Here is a 21,347-nt window from a genome sequence, read left to right as displayed (position 1 = left end):
TTGCCGACTACCGATCGTGCACATTTGTCGGCTTCCTGTTCTGGACGGCTTTGGTCCTGCTGCGGGTGCATTTCACCCGCGGTGCACCGTAGAGCGGCCGCTGTCGCTCACGCCGCGGAGATCACCAGCGCCTGTATGCGGCCCTCGATCGGTCCGTCGCCGAACCGGCGCGCCAGCGCGTCCGCGGCCGCCTGCGTGACGGCTGCGAGGCCGGGCGTGCCGCGCGCTTCGATCTCGCCGCGCATCGGCGTGCCCTGGCAGAACGCCATTGCCGACTGATGTGGCGAGGCGGCGCGGCTGCGATGTGCAACCGTCTCGATCACGATATCGGTGAAGCCTGCTGCTGTCAGATCGGCCTCGATCCGCCCGGTGTCGTAGTAGCCGTGCGGAGTCCGGGTGAAGAACTGCGGCGGGTTTTCGGGGAACACCTGCTGCAACGTCTCGTGAACGACGTGAGGGATTTCGTTCTCCTCGATCCGGTCCCAGACATTGAAGACGAAACGTCCTCCGGGCCTGAGCACGCGGCGGGCCTCAGCATAACCCTTGACGCGATCGGGGAAGAACATCGCGCCGAACTGACATGCGACGGCATCGAAGCTCGCGTCGGCAAAGGGCAGGGCCAGCGCATCCGCTTGACGAAATGCGATGCGGCTCTCGGTGGCGAGATGCGTCTTCGCCTGTGCGAGCATCGGCTCGTTGAGGTCGGTGGCGGTGATCCGGACCTCCGGCGGCAGTTGCGCGTGCAGCGCCCTCGTGACCACGCCGGTGCCTGCCGCCGTCTCCAGCACGTCGCGCGGCAGGCAGGCCGCGATGCGCCGCGCAAGATCCTGCGCGTAGGGCACGAAGATCAAGGGCACCAGCAGTTGATCGTAGATCTGCGGGATCGATCCGGTGAAAGCCTTGTCGGATGCCGTCATGGCTTGCTCCTGTTGCAGATGGGGCAGGCGGGGATCAGGCGGTCTCGGCGCGCGCAAGAGGGGCGCTGTAACATCCGTCTTGCCGGCCACCCGCCCGGTTCAAATAAGACGCTCTTGACATTCACTCTCTACGGTCAGATATTTCTGTCATGACAGAAACACCAGGCAATCGGAAGCTTCCGCCCGCCGTCGAGCGCTTCATTCTCAACTGGGGCGACATGGGCGACCAGTGGGGTGTGAACCGCTCGGTGAGCCAGATCCACGGCCTGCTGTACCTCGCCGAGAAGCCGATGACGGCGGAGGACGTCGCCGACACGCTCGGCATGGCCCGCTCCAATGTCTCGAACTCGCTGAAGGAGCTGCTCGCCTGGGGCTTGATCCGGCGCGTGCCGATCCTCGGCGACCGCCGCGATCATTTCGAGGCCGAGACCGACATCTGGGAGGTGGCGCAGCGGATCGCGGCCGGCCGCAAGGAACGCGAGATCGATCCGGCCATCGCGGCGCTGCGCGCCTGCGTCGCGGAAGCGACCGGCGATCCCACGATCAGCGCGGTCGCAGCCAAGCGTCTGAAGGACATGCTGGCGTTCACCGAGCTGATCGACCGCTGGTACGTGCAGATGCTGAAGGTGCCGCGGCCGCGTCTCGTCGCGCTGATCAAGCTCGGCGAGAAGATTGCAAATCTGTTGCCGTCGGGAAGGTCCAGGTCCGGCAGCGCTTGAGGAGAGTGGAGGGCGTCATGGTCACCATGCGACATCTCGGACTTTCAACGCCCTCCAGCGCCCGGCTCCATGATGATCACAGGTTCCGCGCGCTGCTGTCCGCCGAAGACTGGGGACGACTGCCGGTGTCGATCTGGCGCCGCTTCTCCAAGAAACTCGCCGACGGCGCCACCGTCGTCTATGTCGGCGAGGTCGATCAGGCCGAGATCAGCCGTGCCGGCTTCTGGTTCGCGCATCTGGCACGGCTGATCGGCGGGCCGCTGCCGACGCGCGCGGACATCGGTGTGCCGATGATCGTCGCGGTGACGGAGGACGCGGCGAGAGGCGGTCAGATCTGGACGCGCATCTGCGGGCGCCCGCATGGCTTCCCGCAGGTGATCCATTCCGCCAAGCGCTTCGCCGGTCCGACGGGACTCGAGGAGTATCTCGGCTGGGGCCTCAGCATGAGCCTGCGCGTCGGCGTCGCCGATGGCGCGCTTCATTTCCATGGCGCCGGCTACACGTTCGACTTCGCCGGCCGGCGCTGGGCGTTGCCGGCATGGCTCACGCTCGGCGACCTCACCGTCACCCATTCCGATCTCGGCAGCGGCGTCTTTCGCTTCTCGCTCGAGATCACCCACCCGCGCTTCGGGCGCATCATCCGCCAGAGCGCCGTGTTCCGGGAGTCCACACCATGACGCCGCTGCTCTGGTCCCTGATCGCGCTGCAGATCGTGATGGGCGTGTTCGACACCTTCTATCACCATGAGTTCACCGAGCGCCTGGCGTGGCGGCCGTCGCAGCAGGGCGAGCTCAAGCTGCACGGTATCCGCAACGTGCTCTATGCGCTGCTGTTCGCCGTCCTCGGCTGGTGCGAGGTGCATGGATTGTTCGCAATCCTCGTGCTCGCGGTGCTCGTGGCCGAGATCGCCATCACCTTGACCGATTTCGTCGAGGAGGATCTGACGCGCAGGCTCCCACCGAGCGAGCGTATCAATCACACTCTGCTCGCCATCAACTACGGCGCGATCCTGATGCTGCTGGTGCCGCTGCTGATCGGCTGGGCGATGTGGCCTTCGGCAATCGTGCCGGCCTATGCCGGCGTGCTGAGCTGGATTGCGGCTGCCGCCGCGGCTGGCGCTGGCCTATGCGGTCTGCGCGACTTCGCCGCGGCGCGACGCCTCGCGCGGATGTCACGGCCGGATGCCGCTGGGCTGGTCGCGGCGCTGCCGGCGGCGCAGACCATTCTCATCACCGGTGCGACCGGCTTCATCGGCGCGCGGCTGGCGGCCAGTCTCGCCGCGGCCGGCCATCATGTCGTCGCCCTGGTGCGCGACCCGGCCAAGGCCGCAATGTTGCCGGCGCCGCTGACGTTGATCACCAGTCTCGATCAGCTCGCCTCCGACATCCGCATCGACGCGATCGTCAATCTCGCCGGCGAGCCGATCGGCAACGCACCGTGGACGGCGGCCAAGCGCGCGACGATCCTGCAGTCGCGGCTGGCTACGACGGAAGCCGTCGTCTCTCTGATTGCTCGGCTCGACCGCAAGCCGAATGTATTGGTCAACGGCTCGGCGATCGGCTGGTACGGCCTGTGGCAGGACCAGCCGCTGACCGAATCCGCCAAGTCGCATGCCTGCTTCAGTCATGACCTCTGCGACGCCTGGGAGCAGGCGGCTCGCGGTGCCGAAGCACATGGCGTCCGCGTCGCATTGCTGCGGATCGGTCTCGTCGTCGGCCGCGACGGCGGCTTCCTGGCGCGGATGCTGACGCCGTTCGAATTCGGCCTGGGCGGGCCATTCGGCTCCGGCCTGCAATGGATGTCCTGGATCGAGCGCGACGATCTCGTCCGGCTGATCGCGCATGTGATTGCGACCGAGACCATCACCGGGCCGGTCAATGCGACAGCGCCGCTGCCGGTGCGCAATCTCGCCTTCACCGCCGAGCTCGCGCGCTGCCTGCGGCGACCGGCGCTGCTGCGCGTTCCCGCCGGCCTGCTGCGCCGGATCGGCGGCGACCTCGCCGAGGAGCTTTTGCTCGGCGGCCAGCGCGTGGTGCCGAACAAGGCGTTGTCGAGCGGTTTCGTGTTCCGCCATCAGAGCCTGCGCAGCGCGCTCGAAGCCATCCTGTGAGCGGCCGAAAGCGTCACGATTGCTCGGCGCGCGTCATCGTCGCCGATGGCAACTCGCCGAACGTGGCGCGATAGTAGCGGGCGAAGTGTCCGGCATTGGCAAAGTTGCAGGCGGCGGCCGCCGCCGCAACCGTGACGGCCGGATCGCCGGACCGCAGCATCTCGTGGGCGCGCCGCAGGCGCACCGACTTGGCAAAGGCCATCGGCGAATAGCCGCGCACGCGCTCGAACAGACGGAAGATGGAGCGGGCGCTGACGCCGGCTTCGCGCGCAAGGCGCTCGATCGTGATCGGCTCGCGCCAGTTGGCCTCGATGTAATCTTCGAGCCGCTTGACCAGGCCGAAATCCGGCATCGGAGAGGGATCCAGGAGCGTGTCGCGGAAACGATGACGGCTCGCGCAGAGGAAGGCGACATGCACCGCATCCTCCAGCTCGCGATAGACCGCAGCGGGGAACGCCGCATCCTGCTCGTTCAGCTGGGTCGTCAGGAAATCGAGCAGCCGCATCAGGCTGCGGGCCTGCGGATCGGCGGCCGGAATGGCGGGGGCGATCGCAAAGTCGGCGCGCGGCTGCACGCCGACCAGCGCCGTCAGGCGCCGCCGCAGCGCTTGCGGATCGAGCCGCAAAGTGAGGCGTCGATGGCCACCCTGGCACGCCATCTGCCATGGCACGCCAGCCGGCGCGACTGCGAACTGATGCTCGTTGACGTCGGTCGCCTCGCCGCGGGCGCAACTGACCGCACGTCCCTTCAGGGCGATCTGCACCCTGATGAAGTCGGCGGCACGATGATCGCAGACCATGTCGCAGGTCGTGGTGCCAAAGGCGAGGCCGATGGTCTCGAGTTCGATCAAGTTGACGATCGCCTCGAAGCGCTCGGCGTTCCTGAAGTCGACGCGCTCGGCGCCGAGCCGGCGCCCCGCGAGGTCGCGCAGCACGTCGGCGTTGGAGGTTCGGATCAGCGCGTGGCGATGTAACGGCTCGAGGCCGGTCGCGCCGGTCGAGGCCGGGCTCGGCTTTGCTGGGGCGCTGACGAGGTCAGCTGCGGTCAAGAGACGGTTCAAGCCGCTGCTCCTGAGCTCCGATCATCAACCCATGCTACATCAGGCTCCGCGGGCGTCAATTACTTCGACATCGCGGCGCTTCGGAAGGCCGCGGCCAGCGTGCGCAAGGCCGCGCGCTTGGCCGCATCTCCCGCCTTTGCATGCAGCATCACCTTGGAACGGCCGAGCTTGGGCAGGCCGAGATCCGGTCCGACATCGATCAGTCCGCTCGGCGCGATCCGGCGGGCCAGCGGCGCAACGGCAAGACCGGCGCGCGCGGCCGCCGCAACGGCCGTCACCCCGCCGCCGACGAACGTCTCGCTGAAGCTGATTCGGGCGCGCTCGAGAGCGCGGACCGCGATGCTGCGCACGCCGCAGGGCGGCGCGAGCGTGGCGAGCGGCAGCGTGCCGCCCGCCGGCAGACGAAATCTGGGAGCTGCGAACCAGCCGAACTCGTCCGTGATCAACGCCTCGCCACCGCGGCGGCTCGCCTCCTGGCGGACGATCACGGCGTCGAGCTTGCCGGCATCGTAGCGGTCGAGCAGGTCGCGCGAGAAGCCGATGCTGACCGACAGGACGAGGTCCGCCATGGCTGCATGCATCTGCTCGAGCATCGGCACCAGCTCGGGGCCGGCGACGTGATCGCTGATCCCGAGCGACAGAAGCGGGCGGGTGCGGGGCGCTCCCGTGAGCGCAAGGTCATGAGCGGCAACCAGCGCGCGGGCGTTTTCGGCGAAAGCCGCGCCGTCGGCGGTGAGCCGGACCGCGCGCGGCGAACGCTCGACCAGCCGCTTTCCGAGCAGCGCTTCCAGTCGCTGCAGCTTCAGGCTGACCGCGGCCTGGGTGGTGCCGAGCGTCTCGGCCGCCCGCGTGAAGCTGTGCAGCTCGCTCACCAGCAGAAAGGCGCGGACGGTCGCGATGTCGAGCGTGGCGGTCATATGCGTCTGTTATCATTGATATCCATATCGATAACGTACCAAAATGGGCGGCGTGGGGCTAGCTTTGCTCTCGAAGCGCAGTCACGCGCTCGAGACCGGGAGCCAAAAATGCCATTGATCAACATCATCTATGCCAGCCAGCGTCGCTCGCCCGCGCTGAAGAAGGACATTGCGGACGCCGTCACCGAACTGACCGCACGCATCCTGCGCAAGGATCCCAAGGTCACCGCCGTCATCGTCTCGGAAGCGGATGCCGCGGACTGGTTCGCCGGCGGCGCCGCGCTGGCGGAGCAGGGGCTTTCAAGCTATTGGATCGACGTTCACGTCAGCGAGGGCACCAATACCAAGGACGAGAAGGCCGCCTATCTCGCCGCGGTGTTCGCGCGCATGGCCGAGCTGATCGGACCGCTGCATCACGAGACCTACCTTCATGTCGACGAGGTCAAGGCGGATGCCTACGGCTTCGGTGGCTTGAGCCAGGAGCGCCGCTATGTCGCGGCGAAGCTCGGCGTGCCGCCGCAGCAGGGCGCTGCGTGAGCTCATGCCGTCTCCGGCTGCGCGACGCTGACGGCGCCGAAGACGCTCTCGAACGCCTGCCGGAACGCGATGTCGACATCGGCGAGCGTCACCGGCAGGCCGAGATCGACCAGGCTGGTGACGCCGTAGCGCGGATCGGTCACGCCGCAGGGCACGATGGCCTGAAAGTGCGACAGGTCCGGCTCGACATTGATGGCGATGCCGTGAAAGGTGACCCAGCGCTTCAGCCGCACGCCGATCGCGGCGATCTTGTCCTCATGGCCCTCGCCCTTGTCGGGCCGTTTGACCCAGACGCCGACGCGATCCTCGCGCCGCTCGCCGCGCACGTTGAAGGCATCGAGGGTTCGGATGATCGTCTCCTCGAGCGCCGCGACATAGGCGCGTACGTCGGGGCGCCGCCGCTTCAGGTCGAGCATGACATAGGCCACCCGCTGGCCGGGCCCATGATAGGTGACCTGGCCGCCACGGCCGGTCGGCACCAGCGGAAAGCGCGGATCGCGCAGGTCTTCCCCCTTGCCCGACGTACCGGAGGTGTAGACCGGCGGGTGTTCGAGCAGCCAGACCATCTCCGCGGCCTCGTTGGCGGCGATCGCCGCCGCCCGCGCCTCCATGAATTCGGTGGCCTGGGCGTAGTCGACCAGCGAATCGGAGATGCACCACGCCACGGCGTTGCCGGGGGGGCCCGCAAAGGTGGTCAGGTCGAGTGTTTGGCGGCTGTTAACCATTGGCTAACCACAACATGGTGATGTCTGGGCAACGAAAATCCAGTCGTGACTTCGGTGGTCCTGCAGTGTCAACCCTCGATAAAGTGACAGTCGACCTGATGGTCGTTCTCGGCACCTGCTCCATGCCCATCCACCAGGTTCTGCGCCTGTCCCGCGGCGCCATCATCGAGCTGGACGCCACCGAGGCTGATGACGTCAAGGTGCTCGCCAACAACCTGCCGATCGCCAACGGGGTCGTGCTGGTCGACCGCAACCGCATCGCGGTCGAGGTCAAGCAGATGCTGCCGCGCTCGCCGACGCCGACGTCGCGATAGCAGCCCCGGGCGGCGCGAAAACCATCCACAATCCGGTATTTTAGGGCAGGGCGGGCCTTGTCCCCCCGACATCGATTTGATACACGGGCGCCACTGATCCGGTGCCGCCCTTCCTCTGGCCCCGGCATCTTCTTCGCGCTCGTGGCGGAATTGGTAGACGCGCTGCCTTGAGGTGGCAGTGGGTAACACCGTGGGGGTTCGAGTCCCTCCGAGCGCACCATAAATCCTCGTTTAATCCTTGAAATCCTTGAACTTTTTTCTGTCTGTTGCTCGGGAATGTTGCCGATCGTTCCCGCGGGGCGTTGCTGTCCTGTTTTCTGCGACGGGCTTGAGAAAATCCTCCGATGACAGGCTCTGGTCGAACGCGACCACCTCGTCCATTCCGCTGATGCCAGGCTTCTCACGGTTGGCTTGGGCGATGTCGTGAGCCGGCATTTCGGGGTCTCGATGCTGGTACACGACGCGCCGACGAAGGGCCGTTCTTCGGCTACCCGTTTGCTTTCCGCGGCAAGAAGGCGTTGGTGCTGAAGGTCCGGTTCTGTGACGGCAATGGGGGGCGTCTGTTCACCAAACGCATCGACCAGGGCGGCTTCGTGTGGCGCTGCGGGCACAAGTCATGTCACGATGAGCTTGGATCACCCTTCTTTCGAAGTGCGAGCTTCAGGGCGACGCCCCCAATTCTCGAATCCTCGATCCATAGTCGGCCATCATAGAGACTGGTCAGGTCGCGGGCAATCGCCAGACCGAGCCCAGTGCCCGGCTTCGCGTCGTCAAGTCTCGTGCCCACGTCGAATACGCGCATTCGCTCTTCGACTGGAATGCCGGGCCCGTCGTCCTCCACCGTGATCAAGACGGTGCTGTCGAGATCCTCGATCGAAATCACGACGCGGTCATGTGCCCATTTTGCCGCATTGTCGAGCAGGTTGCCGATGAGTTCGGTCAGATCGTTCGTATCGCAGGCAACGACGACGTCGGCTGCTCCTTCGACTTCGAACCGCCGGTCGTGCCCCGGGCTGAATCGCGAGTAGGTATTGATGACGCTCCTCAAGACGTCTGCGACGACCGCAAACGCACCTGCATTCGCGATCGTGGAGGCCTTTGCGCGCGCCGTCTGGTAGTTGATGAGCAGCGCCATTCGCGAGCACTGCTCCGACAGAATCTGAGCGTGGCTCTCCTGGCCGGATGCTTTCAGCCGTGCTGCCTCCTCGTCGAGAATTGCCAGAGGCGTCTTCAGCGCGTGTGCAAAACTTCCTGCGAGCACGCGAGCGCGATCGACCATGATGAGATTTGCCGCAATCATTCCGTTCAACTCGGTGACGAGCGGCATGATTTCCTCCGGCAGGTCCTCGGGCAGCCGCGTGGTCTTGCCGCTGCGCACGTCCACGATGGCGCGACTCATGCGCTGGAGTGGCCGCAGGCCGTAAACGACTTGAGCGTAGGCGGTGCCAACCATGGCGAGGGCCATGATACCCAGCGTCGCGATCAGCGTCAGATTGAGGTGCTGCATCTCGTCACTGATCAGTCGCTCGTCGGCACCGACACGGATTTCGACGGGTTGCCCGAGCCGAGACGGCTCGCTGATGTTTCGGACCATGCGCATCGGCCCAGTCGGTCCCTCCACATTCGTAAGCGCCGTGGAGGGAGGCAGGGAACCCTCGCGAGTCTGATCGGGCGTGAATGAAAGAGAAAGGTCATCCTGTAGCGACGGCGAACGCGCGGTTTCGCCGTTCTGCAGGATGACCTGCCAATACATTCCGGACCTGGCAGGGGAGAAACGCGGATCGCTCAGATTGCGGGCGATGAATAGCCGCTGCGTTGCGTCGATTTCCACGAGGTCGGCGAGCTCGCGGGCGTGATCCAGGAGGTCATGATCGAAGTGGGCCACGACGACACGGCGAATGACGATCGAGAGTCCGAGCCCGCTGGCGAACAAGACGATGGAAATCCAGATCGCGGCGACCACGATCATGCGGGCTCGGAAGTTGCGGCTGAACATTGCTCTATCCGAAGCGATATCCCATGCCTCTGACGGTGCGAATGCAATCACGCCCCAGCTTTCTCCTGAGCCGGGCAATGTAGACTTCGACCGTATTGGAGTCGCGATGGTCGCTGCTCGGATAGATGTGCTCCAGTAGCTCGGTCTGCGACACGATATGATCGGCGCGGCGCATGAGGAGCTCGAGGACGCGCAACTCGAGTGCAGTCAGGTCGACGATCTGCCCGTCCTTCTTGACCAGGCCAGCCGCCGCGTTGAATTCGATCTGCCGGAGGCGGAGCACGGCCTCCGGTCTGCTGGAGACCCGACGGAGCAGCGATTTGACCCGCGCGACCAGCTCCTGCGCCTTGAAGGGCTTTTCGAGATAGTCGTCCGCGCCAGCGTTCAGGCCGTTGACACGCTCGGCCCAGCCGCTGCGGGCCGACAGGATCAGCACCGGCAGCGTGTGCCCGGTATGACGCCAGCGTTGCAGCACGTCGAGGCCCGAAATGCACGGCAGGCCGAGGTCGAGGACCGCGGCATCATAGGGCTGGCTGTTGCCCAGCATCCAGCCCTGCTTGCCATCGGTGGCGAGATCCGCCTCGAAACCGGCATCGGCCAAGCTTTCCCTGATGCGCTCCGCGTAGACGGGCTCGTCCTCTATGAGCAGAATGCGCATTGCCATTCCTCCGGTTGCCGAACGGGTTCCGACGATGATGACACGCGGATCGGGCCCTCGAACGTTATGGATTGATTCCGAGCTCTCTGGCTGCGTCAGCTATGCGCGTGCGCTCCGGGACGTCCTCCGCGAAGACCGACAGTGCGCGTTGCAGCGACTGTTTCGCCGCTTCGACCTCGCCCAGCACGACCCGCGAGCGGATCAACTTGATCCAGCCTTCTACATCGCGCGGTGATTGTTCGAGGCGGCTCGCAAGGCCATCCACCATGCCGCGGATCATGAGGTTGCGGTCCTGTGTGGACATGCTTTCGGCCTTTCGGATGTCCTCGGCGCGGGGGCCGCGCGGCTCCGCCGGCTCGGTCGCCGCCGTCTTGCCGGAGCGCAGGAGCTCCTGCATGCGCTCGGCGGACAGGTTCGGCCGGGCAGGCGATGGCGAGCCGTCATCCTCCCCGAGCTCGCGACGAAGCGCGCCGAGTCGCTGCTTGAGATCGGGCAGCCACGGCTCGTTCGGATCGGCCTCCGATACGATCGCCGTCCAGTCGGCCATCGCACCCCGTTTGTCGCCCTCTTGCTCTTTCACGACGCCGATGAAGAAGCGGGCGCGCGCGTCCTTGGGATCCAGTTTGAGTGCTTCGTCGAAATCCGCGCGGGCTTCGGACGTGACGGTGCCGTCCGCGGCCCGCACCAGCGCTTCGCCGCGCGCGCTGCGGTATTCGGCCGAGCCCGGCCGCAGCTCCATTGCGCGCGCATAGGCCTGCGCCGCCTCGGCAAAGCGCTCGATGTTGAACAGCGACCAGCCCAGCAGCCGCCATCCGTCGGCGTCCTTGGGATTCCGCTCCAGTCTGGTCTGCACGCGCTGGATCATCTCTTCGACCGGCGGCAGTCCGCTGCCCTGCTGCGGTCGGTCGCGACCGTCCTGGCTGGCCATCTGCTCCAATGACGCGATGGCCCGGGTGCCGGCGTCGGATCGCGCCTCGCCAACCGACCTTGCCGTCGTGCTGCTGGCGGTCTGGCCCGGCGCGGCTGCGGGGACATCCGGATTTCCGATGACCGCGTACAGGATGACGGAGCCGAACACCACCGTCATCGTGACGACGGCGAGCGCAAACTTTCGTTCGGAGCTGGTGAGGGAGGGCGCCGGCGGCTGTTCGGCGGCGGCTGCGGCGAGAATGCGCCGCTTGATCTCGCTGGCCGCGTTCTCGCCATCCGACTTGTCGATCAGGCCCCGTGCGGTTTCGTTCTCGATCTCGCGGAGCTGGTCGTGGTGGACGGCGAGTCCCTGAGCCGAAGCCAACCGTCTCCGCTCGTAGTTGCGAATGAAGGGCGTCGATATCAGCACGGCGGCCACGGAAATCATCGCCGTCAGGATCAGCCATAGCATCATGAAAGGCTCCGTCGATCGAGGATCGCCTCGATGGCTTTGAGTTCGTCGGCGCTGAGCGGAGCGACGTGCTCCGCTCCGAGCGCGGTCGCATTGGCTGTCGCGCGGCGCACGTAGCGGCCGAAGCCGACGATGGCCGCCAGCAGCGCCAGGAGCGGGCCGATCCACAGCGGGATCGTATTCCACTGCAAGGGAGGCTTGAGCAGGACGAAGTTGCCGTAGCGTGCGACCAGGAAGTCCACCGCCTGCCGGTCGCTGTCGCCGGCCTGCAGGCGGTCGCGCAACAGAACCCTCAGATCATGCGCCAATGGAGCGTTCGAATCGTCGATGCTTTGATTCTGACAAACGACGCAGCGCAACTCCTGGCCCAGCGCGCGCGCACGGGCCTCCAGCCCCTCATCCCGTAGCATTTCGTCCGGAAGCACCGCACGGGACGGCGACAAGGTCGCCGTCAGCACGAGCGAGCTGACGAGTAGCGCTCCGGTTAATCCCTTCATCCGCCGGCAGCTCATGACTCGCTCCTGAGTGCCTTCAGCAGAGGTTCGAAATCGTCACGCCATACATCTTCGGTCAGCGGGCCGGGATAGCGGTAGCGGATGCGGCCGGCCCGATCGATCACGAAGGTTTCGGGAACGCCGGTCACGCCGAGGTCGATGCCGGCCCGGCCGGACTCATCGGAGCCGACACGGGCATAGGGACTGCCATGCTTGGCAAGCCAGCGTTTGCCGTCGTTCCGATCGTCCTTCCAGTTCAGTCCGTAGATCGGGATGGCGGAGCTCTCCGCGAGCTTGAGCAGCATCGGGTGCTCGACGCGGCATCCGGGACACCAGGATGCGAACACGTTGAGCAGGACCACATCGCCCTGCAGATCGGTACTGGCAAGACCGCCGCCCTTGCCGTCGAGCGACGCGAGCTGGAAGCGCGGCGTCGGCTTGTCGATCAGGGTCGAGGGCATTCGCCGCGGATCGTTGGTCAGGCTGAAAGCCAATCCAGCGGCCAGTGCGGCGAAGGCCACGAGAGGTATGAGATAGGGTAGGCGCGGCATATCTCGTCCTATTCAGCAGGAACGGCAGTCGGTACGGCCCGCATCGCCCGTCGCGGAGCACCGACACGAAATCTCCGGTCGGCCAGCGAGATGAAGCCGCCGCAAGCCATCATCAGTGCGCCGATCCAGACCAGCGGCACCAGAGGGTGATAGTAGCAGCGCACCGCCCACGCGCCTTTGTCGTCGGGGTCGCCGAGCGTCACGTAGAGGTTCCAGATCAGGTTGGTTCGAATGCCGGCGGCGGTCGTCTGCTGCTGTCTGACGGGATAGAAGCGGCGCTCGCTGGAAAGCTGCGTGAACGGCTTTCCGTTCCGCGTGATGTCGAACGAGCCACGCTCGGCTTCGTAGTTGGGGCCCGGAAATTTTCCGATCGAGCGCAACTTGATGTCATAGCCCGCGAGCTGCAGGCTCTGGCCCGGCCGCAGCATCTGCACCTTCTCGGAGGCCCACGCGGTCATTCCGGTAATGCCTGCGACGGTGACGCCCATTCCCGCATGGGCCAGCACCAGGCCGTAGACCGCGAGCGGGGTGGTGCGCGCGAGGTTGAGCGAGGTCGCCAAGGGAGTCGTCGTGCCCAGGCGCACGCGATGAGCCAGCACCATCAACGAGCCGATCACGAGCCAGACGGCGATGCCGAAGAAGAATGCGACCAGGAAACGCTGTCCGAACGTCGCGACGAGGATTGCGACGGCGACGAATGCCGCAAGCCCCCCGGCCAGACGGAGCCGTTGCAGCGCCGCAACGAGGAGATCGCGCTTCCATTTCAGAGCCGGGCCGATCACCATGGCAAGCAGCAGCGGAACCATGATCGGAACGAACGTCAAGTTGTAGTAGGGAGGGCCGACCGAGATCTTGTCGTTCCCGAGCATGTCGACGAGGAGCGGGTAGAACGTGCCGAGAAACACGGTGGCCACGGCTGCCGTGAGCAGCACATTGTTGAGGACGAGGCCGCTCTCGCGGCTGACCGCTGCAAACAGCGCGCCGTGCTTCAGGCTTGGCGCCCGGATCGCATACAGCGTCAATGCCCCGCCGGTCGCCACCAGGATCAGCGCTAGGATGAATGCGCCACGCGACGGGTCCTGTGCGAAGGCATGAACGCTGGTGAGCACGCCGGACCTCACCAGGAAAGTCCCGATCAGGCTCAATGAGAAGGTCACGATCCCCAGCAGGATCGTCCAGCTCTGGAGGGCGCTCCGACGCTCGACCACCAGGGCGGAATGCAGCAGCGCAGTCCCCGCAAGCCACGGCATGAAGGAGGCGTTCTCGACGGGGTCCCAGAACCACCAGCCGCCCCAGCCGAGCGTGTAGTACGCCCATGCGCTGCCCAGCGTGATTCCAATCGTGAGAAAGCACCAGGCGGCGAGCACCCACGGTCGAACCCAGCGGGCCCAGCCGGCATCGACCTTTCCCTCGATCAGCGCGGCGACCGAGAACGAGAACGCCATCGAGAAGCCGACGTAACCCAGGTACAGAAATGGTGGATGAAAGGCGAGGCCGGGATCCTGCAGAATCGGATTCAGTCCGTTGCCTTCGAGGGGAGCATCGACCAGCCGCGCGAACGGATTCGAGGTCGAGACGATGAACGCCAGAAAGCCGAGGCCGATCATGCCGTGCACGCCGAGAACGTTGCTCTGCAGCCGCTCGGGAAGGTTCGTTCCGAACAATGCAACTGCCGCGCCGAACAAGGAGAGGATCAGGACCCACAGCAGCATGGATCCCTCATGGTTTCCCCAGACTCCGGAGACCTTGTAGAGCAGCGGCTTCAGCGTGTGCGAGTTCGCTGCGACGACCTGGACTGAAAAGTCGGAGTGGACGAACAGCGACGTCAGGCACGCGAATGCGATCGCGACGAAGAGAAACTGAGTCAGGGCAGCGTGACGAACGAAGCCGGCGATCATCGCGGATTGGCGACGCAGCGCTGCGAACGGAACGATCGACTGTACCAGCGACACGATGAGCGCGAGAATGAGCGCAAACGATCCGGCCTCCGCTGTCATGTAGTATCTCCGACTGCAGCGGATATTCCTGCAGCTAACTATCAAGTGTCTGTGATGCGTCGACAATCAATGCGCCGAATGAGGCATCATTCGTACGGAATGATGATGATCCATCGACGCGCATCGTCGTGAAATTGCAACTCATTCTCACTCACTGCCGGAGATCGGTATCACCGGTCGTCTCGGCACGGAGCGTTGTGTTCGTTGGTAAATAGCGGTCGAATCGTCCGCGGCGCCATGGAACAGCGAACGCTGCGTCGACCGCATGATGGGCAGGAAGGTGAAACGAGATCGGCTGCTATTCCAGAAGCTTGGCAATATCGCTGTGACCGCTGGCGGCGGCGATGTCCGTGGCACGTTCGCGCCGCTTGTTCCTCAATTGCTTTTCGGCGCCGGCGGCGAGAAGGCTCTGCGCAATGCCGATGTCTCCCTCATGGGCCGCCATCATCAACGCGCTCATGCCCTGGCCGTTGCGCGCGTTCGGATCGGCCTTGCGCCTGAGAAGTTCACCGACGACATCGGCAAGGCCGGCGCGCGCAGCGAGGATGAGAGCGGTGTTTCCGCCTCTTGTCGCGCGTTTCGGATCGGCGCCGTGGTCCAACAGAAGCAGCGAGGCCGCGGCGCTGCGGCCTTCGATTGCATTCAGCAACGGCGTCTTGTCGTCGGCGTCAGCGCGGTTGATGTCCGCACCTGCGCGGATCAGTTGCCCGATCGCTTGCGTATTGCCATTGCCGGCCGCGTGCCAGAGTGCGGTGCGGCCCTGCCCATCGGCGGCGTTGAGGTCGGATCTCTGAACGAGTTGCCGATCGAGCGGGCCATTGGTGCACGACGCGACCGCGATCATGAGTGGGGTCCGGCCGTCTGCCAACGGGGGCAGACCGCCGGAAGCGCCGTCGAGGAGCGCGGCGATAGCGGCACCATTGCAGCGGCTGAGTGCCATCAGTAGTGCGGTCGCGCCATCCGCACGCGCTGCAGATGGGTCGGCCGCCTTTGTAAGCAGCAATTTGATGATGTCTCCATGATCCTTGTCCGCTGCCAGCATCAACGGCGTGTCGCCGCGCCGGTTGCCGGTGTTCGGGTTGGCTCCCGAGGCGAGCAGGAGCTCCACCAGCCGAAGATGCCCGGCGGCCGCGGCGATCGCCAGAGGCGTATCGCCGTCCTGGTTGACCGCGTTGACGTCGGCCTTCGCAGCGATGAGCTGGCGCATCGGATCGAGCTGGCCGCGCAGGGCGGCGTCGATGATGGCCGGATGGCCGTTTCGCATGGCGGCCTGCGCATCGAGCGTCGGCGCGGGCCTGCGTGCAGTTTCCCGCTCCGGCTCCCTGGCGCGCGGGCGCGCGTTTCGATTGGCCGTATCGGCCAGCAACTGCTCGGCGGGCTGATAACCGGCCGCAGCCGATTTACGCAGCCAATCCCGCGCCCGGTCGGGATCGGCGGGCGTTCCGCGTCCTGCGAGCCACATCGCTGCGACATTGTACTGTGCCTTGACGTGTCCTTTCCTTGCACTTGCCTCCATCCATTTGAACGCCAGCGCGTCGTCTGATTTGGTGCCGAGGCCGGCGCGGTAGAGTGATGCAAGGCGGTACTGCGCCTCTGGATCCCCGGCGATGGCCGCGCGCTCGAGCAGCTTCAGTGCTTCCTCGGGACGTCCGGCCCGGATTGCCGCGTCCGCAGCCTGGCTCGTGCCGGGGACTTCGGAGCTCGCGCCCGCTGGATTGCCGCCCAGCACCGCCGTGTCGCCGGCCAGGGCGACCGATGGTACGGTCAAGCTGACGAGACAGATCAGCGGGAGGATGACAGGAGAGGATTTATGCCGTGCCATACTTCGTCTCGACCTCGATACCCATGCTCTTCAGGAACGCCGTCGGCAGAATGCCGCCGACGCACACGATGACGGCATCGTTTCGGATCGTGCTCGTCCTACCATCGGCATCGATCTCGACGTCGTCACCGCCAACTCGTTTGACTGACGAATTGTACATGACGTGGAGCCGTCCCGATTGGGCGGCTGCTTCCGTCCGTTGACGGTTCTTCAGTTTGGCGCGACTGAACGAGTCGCTGCGATGGGAGAGAGTCACCGTCGTTCCGGGCTCGTCGGCGATGGAGCAGGCGGCTTCCAGCGCGGCGTCGCCGCCACCGACGACGAGCACGTGCTGGCCGCGATACTGTTCGGGGTCGATCAGTCGATAGACGACCTTGGTCTGCTCTTCGCCTGGGACGTCCAGCTTGCGCGGTGTTCCGCGTCGTCCGATTGCCAAGAGCACCGCATGCGTTCTGTAGCTGCTGCAGTTCGTCTTGACGTCGAAGCCATCGCCGACGCGGGCGACCGCTTCGACGCGCTCGCCGACGTTCACCTTGAGGCGGGACTTGTGCACGATGCTCATGAAGAACTCGATCAGCTGCTCCTTGCTGAGCTCTCTGAAGTTGAATTTACCTGCGAGCGGCAGCGTGAAGGGAGCGGTCATCACCAGCTTGCCGCGGGGGAAGTGCGCGACGGTGCCGCCGAGCGAGTCCTGTTCGAGGGTGACGAAGCGCAGCCGATGCTGCAGGCAGGCGAGACTGGCGGAGAGTCCGGCCGGACCGCAGCCGACGATCACGACGTCGAGCATGTCCGACTTGCCGATGTTCTTGATCTTGCGGACGGAGTCGATCGCCTGGCGTCCCTGCTCGATGGCGTTCCGGACCAGCCCCATCCCGCCGAGCTCCCCCGCGATGAAGATGCCGGGCACATTGGTCTGAAACGCCTCGTCCACGTTTGGAATGTCAATGCCGCGCGTTTCGGTGCCAAACACCAGCGTGATGGCATTCACGGGACACACCGCCTTGCAGGCGCCGTGTCCGATGCAATGCGAAGGCTCGACGAGCGCCGCCTTGCCGCCGATCAGGCCGAGAATGTCGCCCTCCGGACACGCCCTGACGCATGAGCCACAGCCGATGCACAAGGAAGGATCGATGATGGGGTGGAGCGATGCCGGTTCGAGAAGACCGGCGTCCTTGGCGGCCGAGAGCTTCGCGACGCTCTTTATTTCTTTACGCTTGCGCACGGCCATGTAGGTGGCCCAGACGCCGAGCATCGGCGCGGCGTAGACGATCAGGAGATCGAGCGCCATGTCCTCTCTTTCCCCTTCTTAAGTCCTGACAGTAGGCGGCAGCAGGTGCCGGCTGTGGTGGCCGCCCGGAAAGGTCGGCCGCATCGCTAGATGCAAATTCGTCTCAACAGATGCCGACATAGAAATTCCAGAATGATTTGTAGTTTTGCGGACAAGGAGTAGTTCATTCGTTGAACAGATGCCGTCGGCGGAAATATGGCTCGCACTGATCTCACACGAATGATGTCAGTGCCGGAGGACGCAACAGTTATTTGCAAGTGGTTATCAGGAAGGAATCTCTCGACTGAGATCCGGAGATCCGCAGGCAAGCCGGACATTCGCCCATCCGGCATTTGGGTTTCACAGGAAGCGTCGAGAACATGAGCAGAACAGCAGTCGTTCGCGCGAACGGCGATCCTCTTCGAGGAACCATCCCGGTCATCGTCACACTTCTCGTTGTCGCAGCGATCGGCATCGGATGGCTGCAGAAGGAGGAGGAATATATTACGCCGGGATCGGGGACCGGCTACTGGCTCGGAATATACGGCAGCGTCGCGATGCTATCGTTGCTGGCCTATTCGATGCGCAAGCGCTTCAAGTCGCTCCGCGGGATCGGCTCGGTGCCATTCTGGTTCAAAACGCACATGCTGCTGGGCGTCGTTGGCCCCGTGCTGATCCTGTTTCATGCCAACTTCAAGCTGGGAGCACTCAACAGCAACGTGGCATTCTTTGCCATGTTGATCGTTGCGATCAGCGGCGTGATCGGCCGGTATATCTACGGCAAGATCCACATGGGTCTTCATGGTGGAAGGGCGCGCATCAAGGAGCTGCTTGCGGAAGCCGAGGCGATGAGGATGGAGCTCGGTCAGGAGATGCAGGCAGCGTCATTCGTGTCGCGGGAGTTGGCTGCCTTCAGCAAGGGGCTCGACAACAGGGTGCCGCGAACTGCGCTGGGGAGCCTGCGGACGGGGGCGATCATCGCGGCGCGGACGAGGCGGCTGCGTGCCAACGTGGTTGCGGAAGCGCGCCGGCTCATTCGCGCCGAAGCCAAGCGTGCGCGATGGTCGTGGTTCGAGCGGCGACGGCGCGAGAAGCGAATCGAAGAAGTCGTGCGGAGGTACACCGCTGCGGTGCGGAAGGCCGCAGAACTGACATTTTTCGAACGGCTATTTTCGCTGTGGCACGTTCTGCATCTGCCGCTGTTTTTTCTCATGCTGCTGGCGGGTTTCGTTCATGTCTGGGCCGTCCATCACTATTGACGGAGTTTCGTGATGAGGTGGCGCCTAGCGGCGGTTGTCGCTGTCATGGTCGGTGTTGCGCTGCTGTCGGCCGGGCTTCGAGCGCAGACGTTGCTTGAAAAATTGGTTATGCCGGGCCCGCTGGCCGAGAAGCATGCCAAGCTCGAAAGCGAATGCGGAAAGTGCCACGAAGCCTTCACGCGGAAGGCGCAGTCGGGCCTCTGCCTCGATTGCCACAAGGAGATTGCAGTCGATCGCAGGCAGCATGAGCGCCTGCATGGACGCGAGCAGGCGGCGCTGACCCAGGAATGCAGGCAGTGTCACACCGACCACAAGGGGCGTGGAACCGACATCGTCCAGCTCGACAAGGAAACATTCAACCACGACATGACGAACTACAGGCTGGTCGATGCGCACAAGAACGTTCCTTGTGCTGGATGTCATGTCGCGAAGGTGAAGTTCCGCAACACGCCCTCGACCTGCTTCGAGTGTCACAAGGCGCTCGATCCTCATCGCGGCCGGCTCGGTGAGCGCTGCGAGAACTGCCACACGGCGGTGAAGTGGCGCGCGACCAAGGAATTCGATCACACGAAGACCAGGTTTCCCCTCGTGGGCGCCCACAAGTCGGTCGCTTGTGCAACGTGCCACTCCGGCCAGCAATACAAGGATCTGCAGACGTCGTGCGGCTCATGCCACCGTCTTCAGGACGTCCATGCCGGCCGCTTCGGCGACAAGTGCGAGACGTGTCACGATCAGGAGAAGTGGAAGACGGTCCGCTTCAATCACGACAAGACCCGCTTCCCGTTGCGAAATGCGCATGCCAAGGTGAAGTGTGAGAGCTGCCATACGGGTGATCTCTATCGGGACAAGCTCGCGACGTCATGCGTGTCCTGTCACCGCAAGCAGGACCCGCATCAGGGTAAGCTCGGCGAACGTTGCGAGACCTGCCATAGCGATGCGGGCTGGCGGAAGAGGCTCTCCTTCGATCACGAGATTACGCGTTTTCCGTTGATAGGTCTGCACAAGTCGGTGCCTTGCGAGGAGTGCCACCGGACGCCGACCTACAAGAATACGCCGATGGCCTGTGAGAGCTGCCACAAGGATTTCCACCAGGGGAAGCTCGGAGGACGGTGCGCCAGTTGTCACAATCCGAATGGGTGGCGGCTGTGGCGCTTTGATCACGCGCGGCAGACACGATTCCCGCTGGTTGGTGTCCACCAGAAGATCACATGCGAGGCCTGCCACAAGGCCAAGTCGCCGCCGGATCTGAAGTTGCCGATGGATTGCTTCAGCTGTCATCGCAGCTCGGACGTGCACAATGGCACCTTCGGTCAGACGTGCGAGCGCTGCCATGTCGCAACGGGATGGCGCAACGTTCAGATCAGGAACTGATTCGGACGGCTGCGCTGGCGCATCGGTCGTCCGACATCGTGTCGAGCTGACATCAGCTCGCAGCAGCTATCAGTTCGCCTGCAGATCAACGGTTTGCGCGATGCGCTTGCGAGAACCTCGTGAGCGAAGGACGCCAGAAACATTACCGCCCATTCAGCTTGAGTTCAGCTTGGCCCAGTTTTGGGCCAGCTTTGCCGGTCTATGAAGCCCTGTGTTGGGCGTGACGCTGCGTGATCTGGCTGATGACTTGGTCGCCGCCGATCAACGTAGCGCTTCGATTGAAGGGGCCGGGGGCGTTCCGAGTGTTCGGTAGCAGGGAAGGCATGCTGCCGGGCCGTTTGGGGAGGAAATCCGCAGGAGTGTCTTGGGTTTGTTGGGGCGACCGGCGAGCAGCGGGCCGCTCAAGGGTTTCGGCTGGATTCGGGGCGACCGGTCTCCGTTGAATATTCGGATGGCGATCGAGTCGAGAGTGAAGATCGGAGTTTGAGTTGAGCAGCTGCTACAGCAAGCGGGGGCTGTTGGCGCAAGCATCGCACTACGTAGTGCGGTGGTTGCTTGCCGGTATGCTGCTCGCTCTGGCGCTGGCAGGGCACGCTGCTGCGCAGAGTTCATTCGATCATGTCTCGACCGGGTTTCCGCTGACCGGAAGCCACGTTGGAGTGGAGTGCTCGTCCTGCCACGTCGGTGGGCGGTTCAAGGGCACGCAGACGCAGTGCGCCAGTTGCCACAACGGCGCTCAGACGGCCGGCATGTCGGTCAACCATCCGATGACCACGAGGCGCTGTGAGAGCTGCCATCAGACTTCGACATGGAAGGACGTTCGGGCGATCGATCATACCCAGGCGAAAGCGTCGTGTACGACCTGCCACAACGGCGTGATGGCACGGGGCAAGTCGAAGAACCACATCACGACGGCGGCGCCATGCGATGTGTGCCACAGGTCGACGGCGAGTTTCCGCATCAGAATGAAGATGGACCACGCCGGCATCGTCGCCGGTTGCGCCAACTGCCACAACGGGACGACGGCGCGCGGCAAGTCCAGCAATCATCTCCAGACCAATCTGCCGTGCGAGTCCTGTCACACCAGCACGGCCAGCTTCGGTGGCGCGGCGTTCAAGCATGCCGCCACCGACACCAACTGCGCGACCTGCCACAACGGCAAGACCGCGATGGGGATGACGACGCCGCCGCACATCCCGACCGGGACGCTGCAGTGCTCGAACTGCCACAGCAACACCGCGGCGAGCTTCGC

Annotated in this window: 22 protein-coding genes, 1 tRNA gene and 1 pseudogene; 10 read left to right on the top strand and 14 right to left on the bottom strand. The window is 64.6% G+C overall.

Features of this window, described 5'->3' with window-relative positions:
• Positions 1–107 precede the first annotated feature (107 nt).
• Entirely contained in the window at positions 108–917 is an 810-nt protein-coding gene (locus tag QX051_RS14280; protein WP_315776566.1) for a class I SAM-dependent methyltransferase, read from the bottom strand.
• Positions 918–1,066: 149 nt separating this feature from the next.
• Here QX051_RS14280 and QX051_RS14275 point away from each other — a divergent pair, with 149 nt between their 5' ends.
• The 3 genes from QX051_RS14275 to QX051_RS14265 are packed head-to-tail and all read left to right on the top strand — an operon-like array spanning position 1,067 to position 3,746.
• A complete protein-coding gene (locus QX051_RS14275; protein ID WP_315737686.1) occupies positions 1,067–1,636 on the top strand; it encodes a GbsR/MarR family transcriptional regulator in 570 nt (189 codons plus the stop codon).
• 17 nt (positions 1,637–1,653) lie between these two features.
• Entirely contained in the window at positions 1,654–2,313 is a 660-nt protein-coding gene (locus tag QX051_RS14270; protein WP_315776565.1) for a DUF4166 domain-containing protein, read from the top strand.
• The gene (locus QX051_RS14265; RefSeq protein WP_315776564.1) at positions 2,310–3,746 is read left to right on the top strand and encodes a TIGR01777 family oxidoreductase; all 1,437 of its coding nucleotides are present in this window, start codon (positions 2,310–2,312) and stop codon (positions 3,744–3,746) included. The genes QX051_RS14270 and QX051_RS14265 overlap by 4 nt, the downstream gene beginning before the upstream one ends.
• 13 nt (positions 3,747–3,759) lie before the next feature.
• On the opposite strand, the gene QX051_RS14260 is transcribed toward QX051_RS14265, so the two are convergent.
• Positions 3,760–4,806, bottom strand: coding sequence for an AraC family transcriptional regulator (locus QX051_RS14260; RefSeq protein ID WP_315754367.1), 1,047 nt, complete (start codon positions 4,804–4,806; stop codon positions 3,760–3,762).
• A gap of 59 nt (positions 4,807–4,865) precedes the next feature.
• Positions 4,866–5,723, bottom strand: a complete 858-nt coding sequence (locus QX051_RS14255) for a LysR family transcriptional regulator (protein WP_315737689.1) — start codon at positions 5,721–5,723, stop codon at positions 4,866–4,868.
• Positions 5,724–5,831: 108 nt separating this feature from the next.
• Here QX051_RS14255 and QX051_RS14250 point away from each other — a divergent pair, with 108 nt between their 5' ends.
• Positions 5,832–6,260, top strand: a complete 429-nt coding sequence (locus QX051_RS14250; protein WP_315776563.1) for a 4-oxalocrotonate tautomerase family protein — start codon at positions 5,832–5,834, stop codon at positions 6,258–6,260.
• Between the two features lie 2 nt (positions 6,261–6,262).
• Here QX051_RS14250 and lipB read toward each other — a convergent pair whose 3' ends face one another.
• Positions 6,263–6,985: a lipoyl(octanoyl) transferase LipB gene (lipB, locus tag QX051_RS14245; protein WP_315776562.1), complete on the bottom strand. Its 723-nt coding sequence runs from the start codon at positions 6,983–6,985 to the stop codon at positions 6,263–6,265.
• Between the two features lie 65 nt (positions 6,986–7,050).
• Here lipB and QX051_RS14240 point away from each other — a divergent pair, with 65 nt between their 5' ends.
• Both QX051_RS14240 and QX051_RS14235 read left to right on the top strand, forming a co-directional pair.
• Positions 7,051–7,299 (top strand): FliM/FliN family flagellar motor switch protein, encoded by a 249-nt coding sequence (locus tag QX051_RS14240; RefSeq protein WP_315717718.1) that lies wholly within the window; start codon positions 7,051–7,053, stop codon positions 7,297–7,299.
• Positions 7,300–7,434: 135 nt separating this feature from the next.
• A tRNA-Leu gene (locus QX051_RS14235) sits at positions 7,435–7,519 on the top strand.
• A gap of 11 nt (positions 7,520–7,530) precedes the next feature.
• Here the strand turns inward: QX051_RS14235 and QX051_RS14230 are convergent.
• Positions 7,531–7,734, bottom strand: coding sequence for a hypothetical protein (locus QX051_RS14230; RefSeq protein ID WP_315776561.1), 204 nt, complete (start codon positions 7,732–7,734; stop codon positions 7,531–7,533).
• A gap of 44 nt (positions 7,735–7,778) precedes the next feature.
• On the opposite strand from QX051_RS14230, the pseudogene QX051_RS29485 reads away from it, so the two are divergent.
• Positions 7,779–8,012 (top strand): annotated as a pseudogene (locus tag QX051_RS29485) (hypothetical protein); the annotation flags it as partial.
• On the opposite strand, the gene QX051_RS14225 reads toward QX051_RS29485, so the two are convergent.
• The 8 genes from QX051_RS14225 to QX051_RS14190 form a co-directional block, all read right to left on the bottom strand.
• Positions 7,919–9,295 (bottom strand): HAMP domain-containing sensor histidine kinase, encoded by a 1,377-nt coding sequence (locus tag QX051_RS14225; protein ID WP_315737692.1) that lies wholly within the window; start codon positions 9,293–9,295, stop codon positions 7,919–7,921. The pseudogene QX051_RS29485 and the gene QX051_RS14225 sit on opposite strands and share 94 nt — an antisense overlap.
• Positions 9,296–9,299: 4 nt before the next feature.
• Complete coding sequence (locus tag QX051_RS14220; RefSeq protein WP_315737693.1) at positions 9,300–9,953, bottom strand: response regulator transcription factor; 654 nt, start codon at positions 9,951–9,953, stop codon at positions 9,300–9,302.
• A 64-nt stretch (positions 9,954–10,017) separates the two neighbouring features.
• Positions 10,018–11,334, bottom strand: a complete 1,317-nt coding sequence (gene ccmI, locus QX051_RS14215) for a c-type cytochrome biogenesis protein CcmI (protein ID WP_315776780.1) — start codon at positions 11,332–11,334, stop codon at positions 10,018–10,020.
• Positions 11,334–11,846 carry a cytochrome c-type biogenesis protein gene (locus QX051_RS14210; RefSeq protein ID WP_315776560.1) on the bottom strand — a complete coding sequence of 171 codons (513 nt, stop codon included), beginning with the start codon at positions 11,844–11,846 and terminating at the stop codon, positions 11,334–11,336. The genes ccmI and QX051_RS14210 overlap by 1 nt, the downstream gene beginning before the upstream one ends.
• Complete coding sequence (locus tag QX051_RS14205; protein ID WP_315737696.1) at positions 11,843–12,379, bottom strand: DsbE family thiol:disulfide interchange protein; 537 nt, start codon at positions 12,377–12,379, stop codon at positions 11,843–11,845. Before QX051_RS14205 ends, QX051_RS14210 begins: the two co-directional genes overlap by 4 nt.
• Before the next feature lie 8 nt (positions 12,380–12,387).
• Complete coding sequence (locus QX051_RS14200; RefSeq protein ID WP_315776559.1) at positions 12,388–14,376, bottom strand: heme lyase CcmF/NrfE family subunit; 1,989 nt, start codon at positions 14,374–14,376, stop codon at positions 12,388–12,390.
• Positions 14,377–14,674: 298 nt separating this feature from the next.
• On the bottom strand, positions 14,675–16,198 hold the full coding sequence (locus tag QX051_RS14195) for an ankyrin repeat domain-containing protein (RefSeq protein WP_315776558.1): 1,524 nt from the start codon (positions 16,196–16,198) through the stop codon (positions 14,675–14,677).
• Positions 16,185–17,426: an NAD(P)-binding domain-containing protein gene (locus tag QX051_RS14190; protein WP_315776557.1), complete on the bottom strand. Its 1,242-nt coding sequence runs from the start codon at positions 17,424–17,426 to the stop codon at positions 16,185–16,187. Before QX051_RS14190 ends, QX051_RS14195 begins: the two co-directional genes overlap by 14 nt.
• A gap of 392 nt (positions 17,427–17,818) precedes the next feature.
• Here QX051_RS14190 and QX051_RS14185 point away from each other — a divergent pair, with 392 nt between their 5' ends.
• Positions 17,819–18,724 (top strand): pyridine nucleotide-disulfide oxidoreductase, encoded by a 906-nt coding sequence (locus QX051_RS14185; RefSeq protein WP_315737700.1) that lies wholly within the window; start codon positions 17,819–17,821, stop codon positions 18,722–18,724.
• Between the two features lie 24 nt (positions 18,725–18,748).
• Here the strand turns inward: QX051_RS14185 and QX051_RS14180 are convergent, their stop codons facing one another.
• Complete coding sequence (locus QX051_RS14180) at positions 18,749–19,120, bottom strand: hypothetical protein (RefSeq protein ID WP_315776556.1); 372 nt, start codon at positions 19,118–19,120, stop codon at positions 18,749–18,751.
• Here QX051_RS14180 and QX051_RS14175 point away from each other — a divergent pair.
• A complete protein-coding gene (locus QX051_RS14175; RefSeq protein WP_315776555.1) occupies positions 19,091–20,095 on the top strand; it encodes a cytochrome c3 family protein in 1,005 nt (334 codons plus the stop codon). The two genes, QX051_RS14180 and QX051_RS14175, sit on opposite strands and share 30 nt — an antisense overlap.
• A gap of 965 nt (positions 20,096–21,060) precedes the next feature.
• Positions 21,061–21,347, top strand: a 287-nt coding sequence (locus tag QX051_RS14170) for a cytochrome c3 family protein (protein WP_315776554.1), incomplete at its 3' end; no start/stop codon positions are given.

The sequence above is a fragment of the Bradyrhizobium sp. SZCCHNR1053 genome, assembly GCF_032381235.1.
Taxonomy (GTDB): Bacteria; Pseudomonadota; Alphaproteobacteria; order Rhizobiales; family Xanthobacteraceae; genus Bradyrhizobium.
Note: the sequence above shows the minus strand (reverse complement) of the source record. Positions and strands in the feature narration are given on the sequence as shown.

What these genes read in the sequence shown, in the direction of transcription:
- lipB (WP_315776562.1), bottom strand. Translation starts at nt 6,985, where the DNA reads ATGGTTAACAGCCGCCAAACACTCGACCTGACCACCTTTGCGGGCCCC.
- ccmI (WP_315776780.1), bottom strand. Translation starts at nt 11,334, where the DNA reads ATGCTATGGCTGATCCTGACGGCGATGATTTCCGTGGCCGCCGTGCTG.
- QX051_RS14265 (WP_315776564.1), top strand. Translation starts at nt 2,310, where the DNA reads ATGACGCCGCTGCTCTGGTCCCTGATCGCGCTGCAGATCGTGATGGGC.
- QX051_RS14210 (WP_315776560.1), bottom strand. Translation starts at nt 11,846, where the DNA reads ATGAGCTGCCGGCGGATGAAGGGATTAACCGGAGCGCTACTCGTCAGC.
- QX051_RS14195 (WP_315776558.1), bottom strand. Translation starts at nt 16,198, where the DNA reads ATGGCACGGCATAAATCCTCTCCTGTCATCCTCCCGCTGATCTGTCTC.
- QX051_RS14225 (WP_315737692.1), bottom strand. Translation starts at nt 9,295, where the DNA reads ATGTTCAGCCGCAACTTCCGAGCCCGCATGATCGTGGTCGCCGCGATC.
- QX051_RS14275 (WP_315737686.1), top strand. Translation starts at nt 1,067, where the DNA reads ATGACAGAAACACCAGGCAATCGGAAGCTTCCGCCCGCCGTCGAGCGC.
- QX051_RS14200 (WP_315776559.1), bottom strand. Translation starts at nt 14,376, where the DNA reads ATGACAGCGGAGGCCGGATCGTTTGCGCTCATTCTCGCGCTCATCGTG.
- QX051_RS14220 (WP_315737693.1), bottom strand. Translation starts at nt 9,953, where the DNA reads ATGCGCATTCTGCTCATAGAGGACGAGCCCGTCTACGCGGAGCGCATC.
- QX051_RS14230 (WP_315776561.1), bottom strand. Translation starts at nt 7,734, where the DNA reads ATGCCGGCTCACGACATCGCCCAAGCCAACCGTGAGAAGCCTGGCATC.
- QX051_RS14190 (WP_315776557.1), bottom strand. Translation starts at nt 17,426, where the DNA reads ATGGCCGTGCGCAAGCGTAAAGAAATAAAGAGCGTCGCGAAGCTCTCG.
- QX051_RS14175 (WP_315776555.1), top strand. Translation starts at nt 19,091, where the DNA reads ATGACGAACTACAGGCTGGTCGATGCGCACAAGAACGTTCCTTGTGCT.
- QX051_RS14255 (WP_315737689.1), bottom strand. Translation starts at nt 5,723, where the DNA reads ATGACCGCCACGCTCGACATCGCGACCGTCCGCGCCTTTCTGCTGGTG.
- QX051_RS14280 (WP_315776566.1), bottom strand. Translation starts at nt 917, where the DNA reads ATGACGGCATCCGACAAGGCTTTCACCGGATCGATCCCGCAGATCTAC.
- QX051_RS14250 (WP_315776563.1), top strand. Translation starts at nt 5,832, where the DNA reads ATGCCATTGATCAACATCATCTATGCCAGCCAGCGTCGCTCGCCCGCG.
- QX051_RS14270 (WP_315776565.1), top strand. Translation starts at nt 1,654, where the DNA reads ATGGTCACCATGCGACATCTCGGACTTTCAACGCCCTCCAGCGCCCGG.
- QX051_RS14205 (WP_315737696.1), bottom strand. Translation starts at nt 12,379, where the DNA reads ATGCCGCGCCTACCCTATCTCATACCTCTCGTGGCCTTCGCCGCACTG.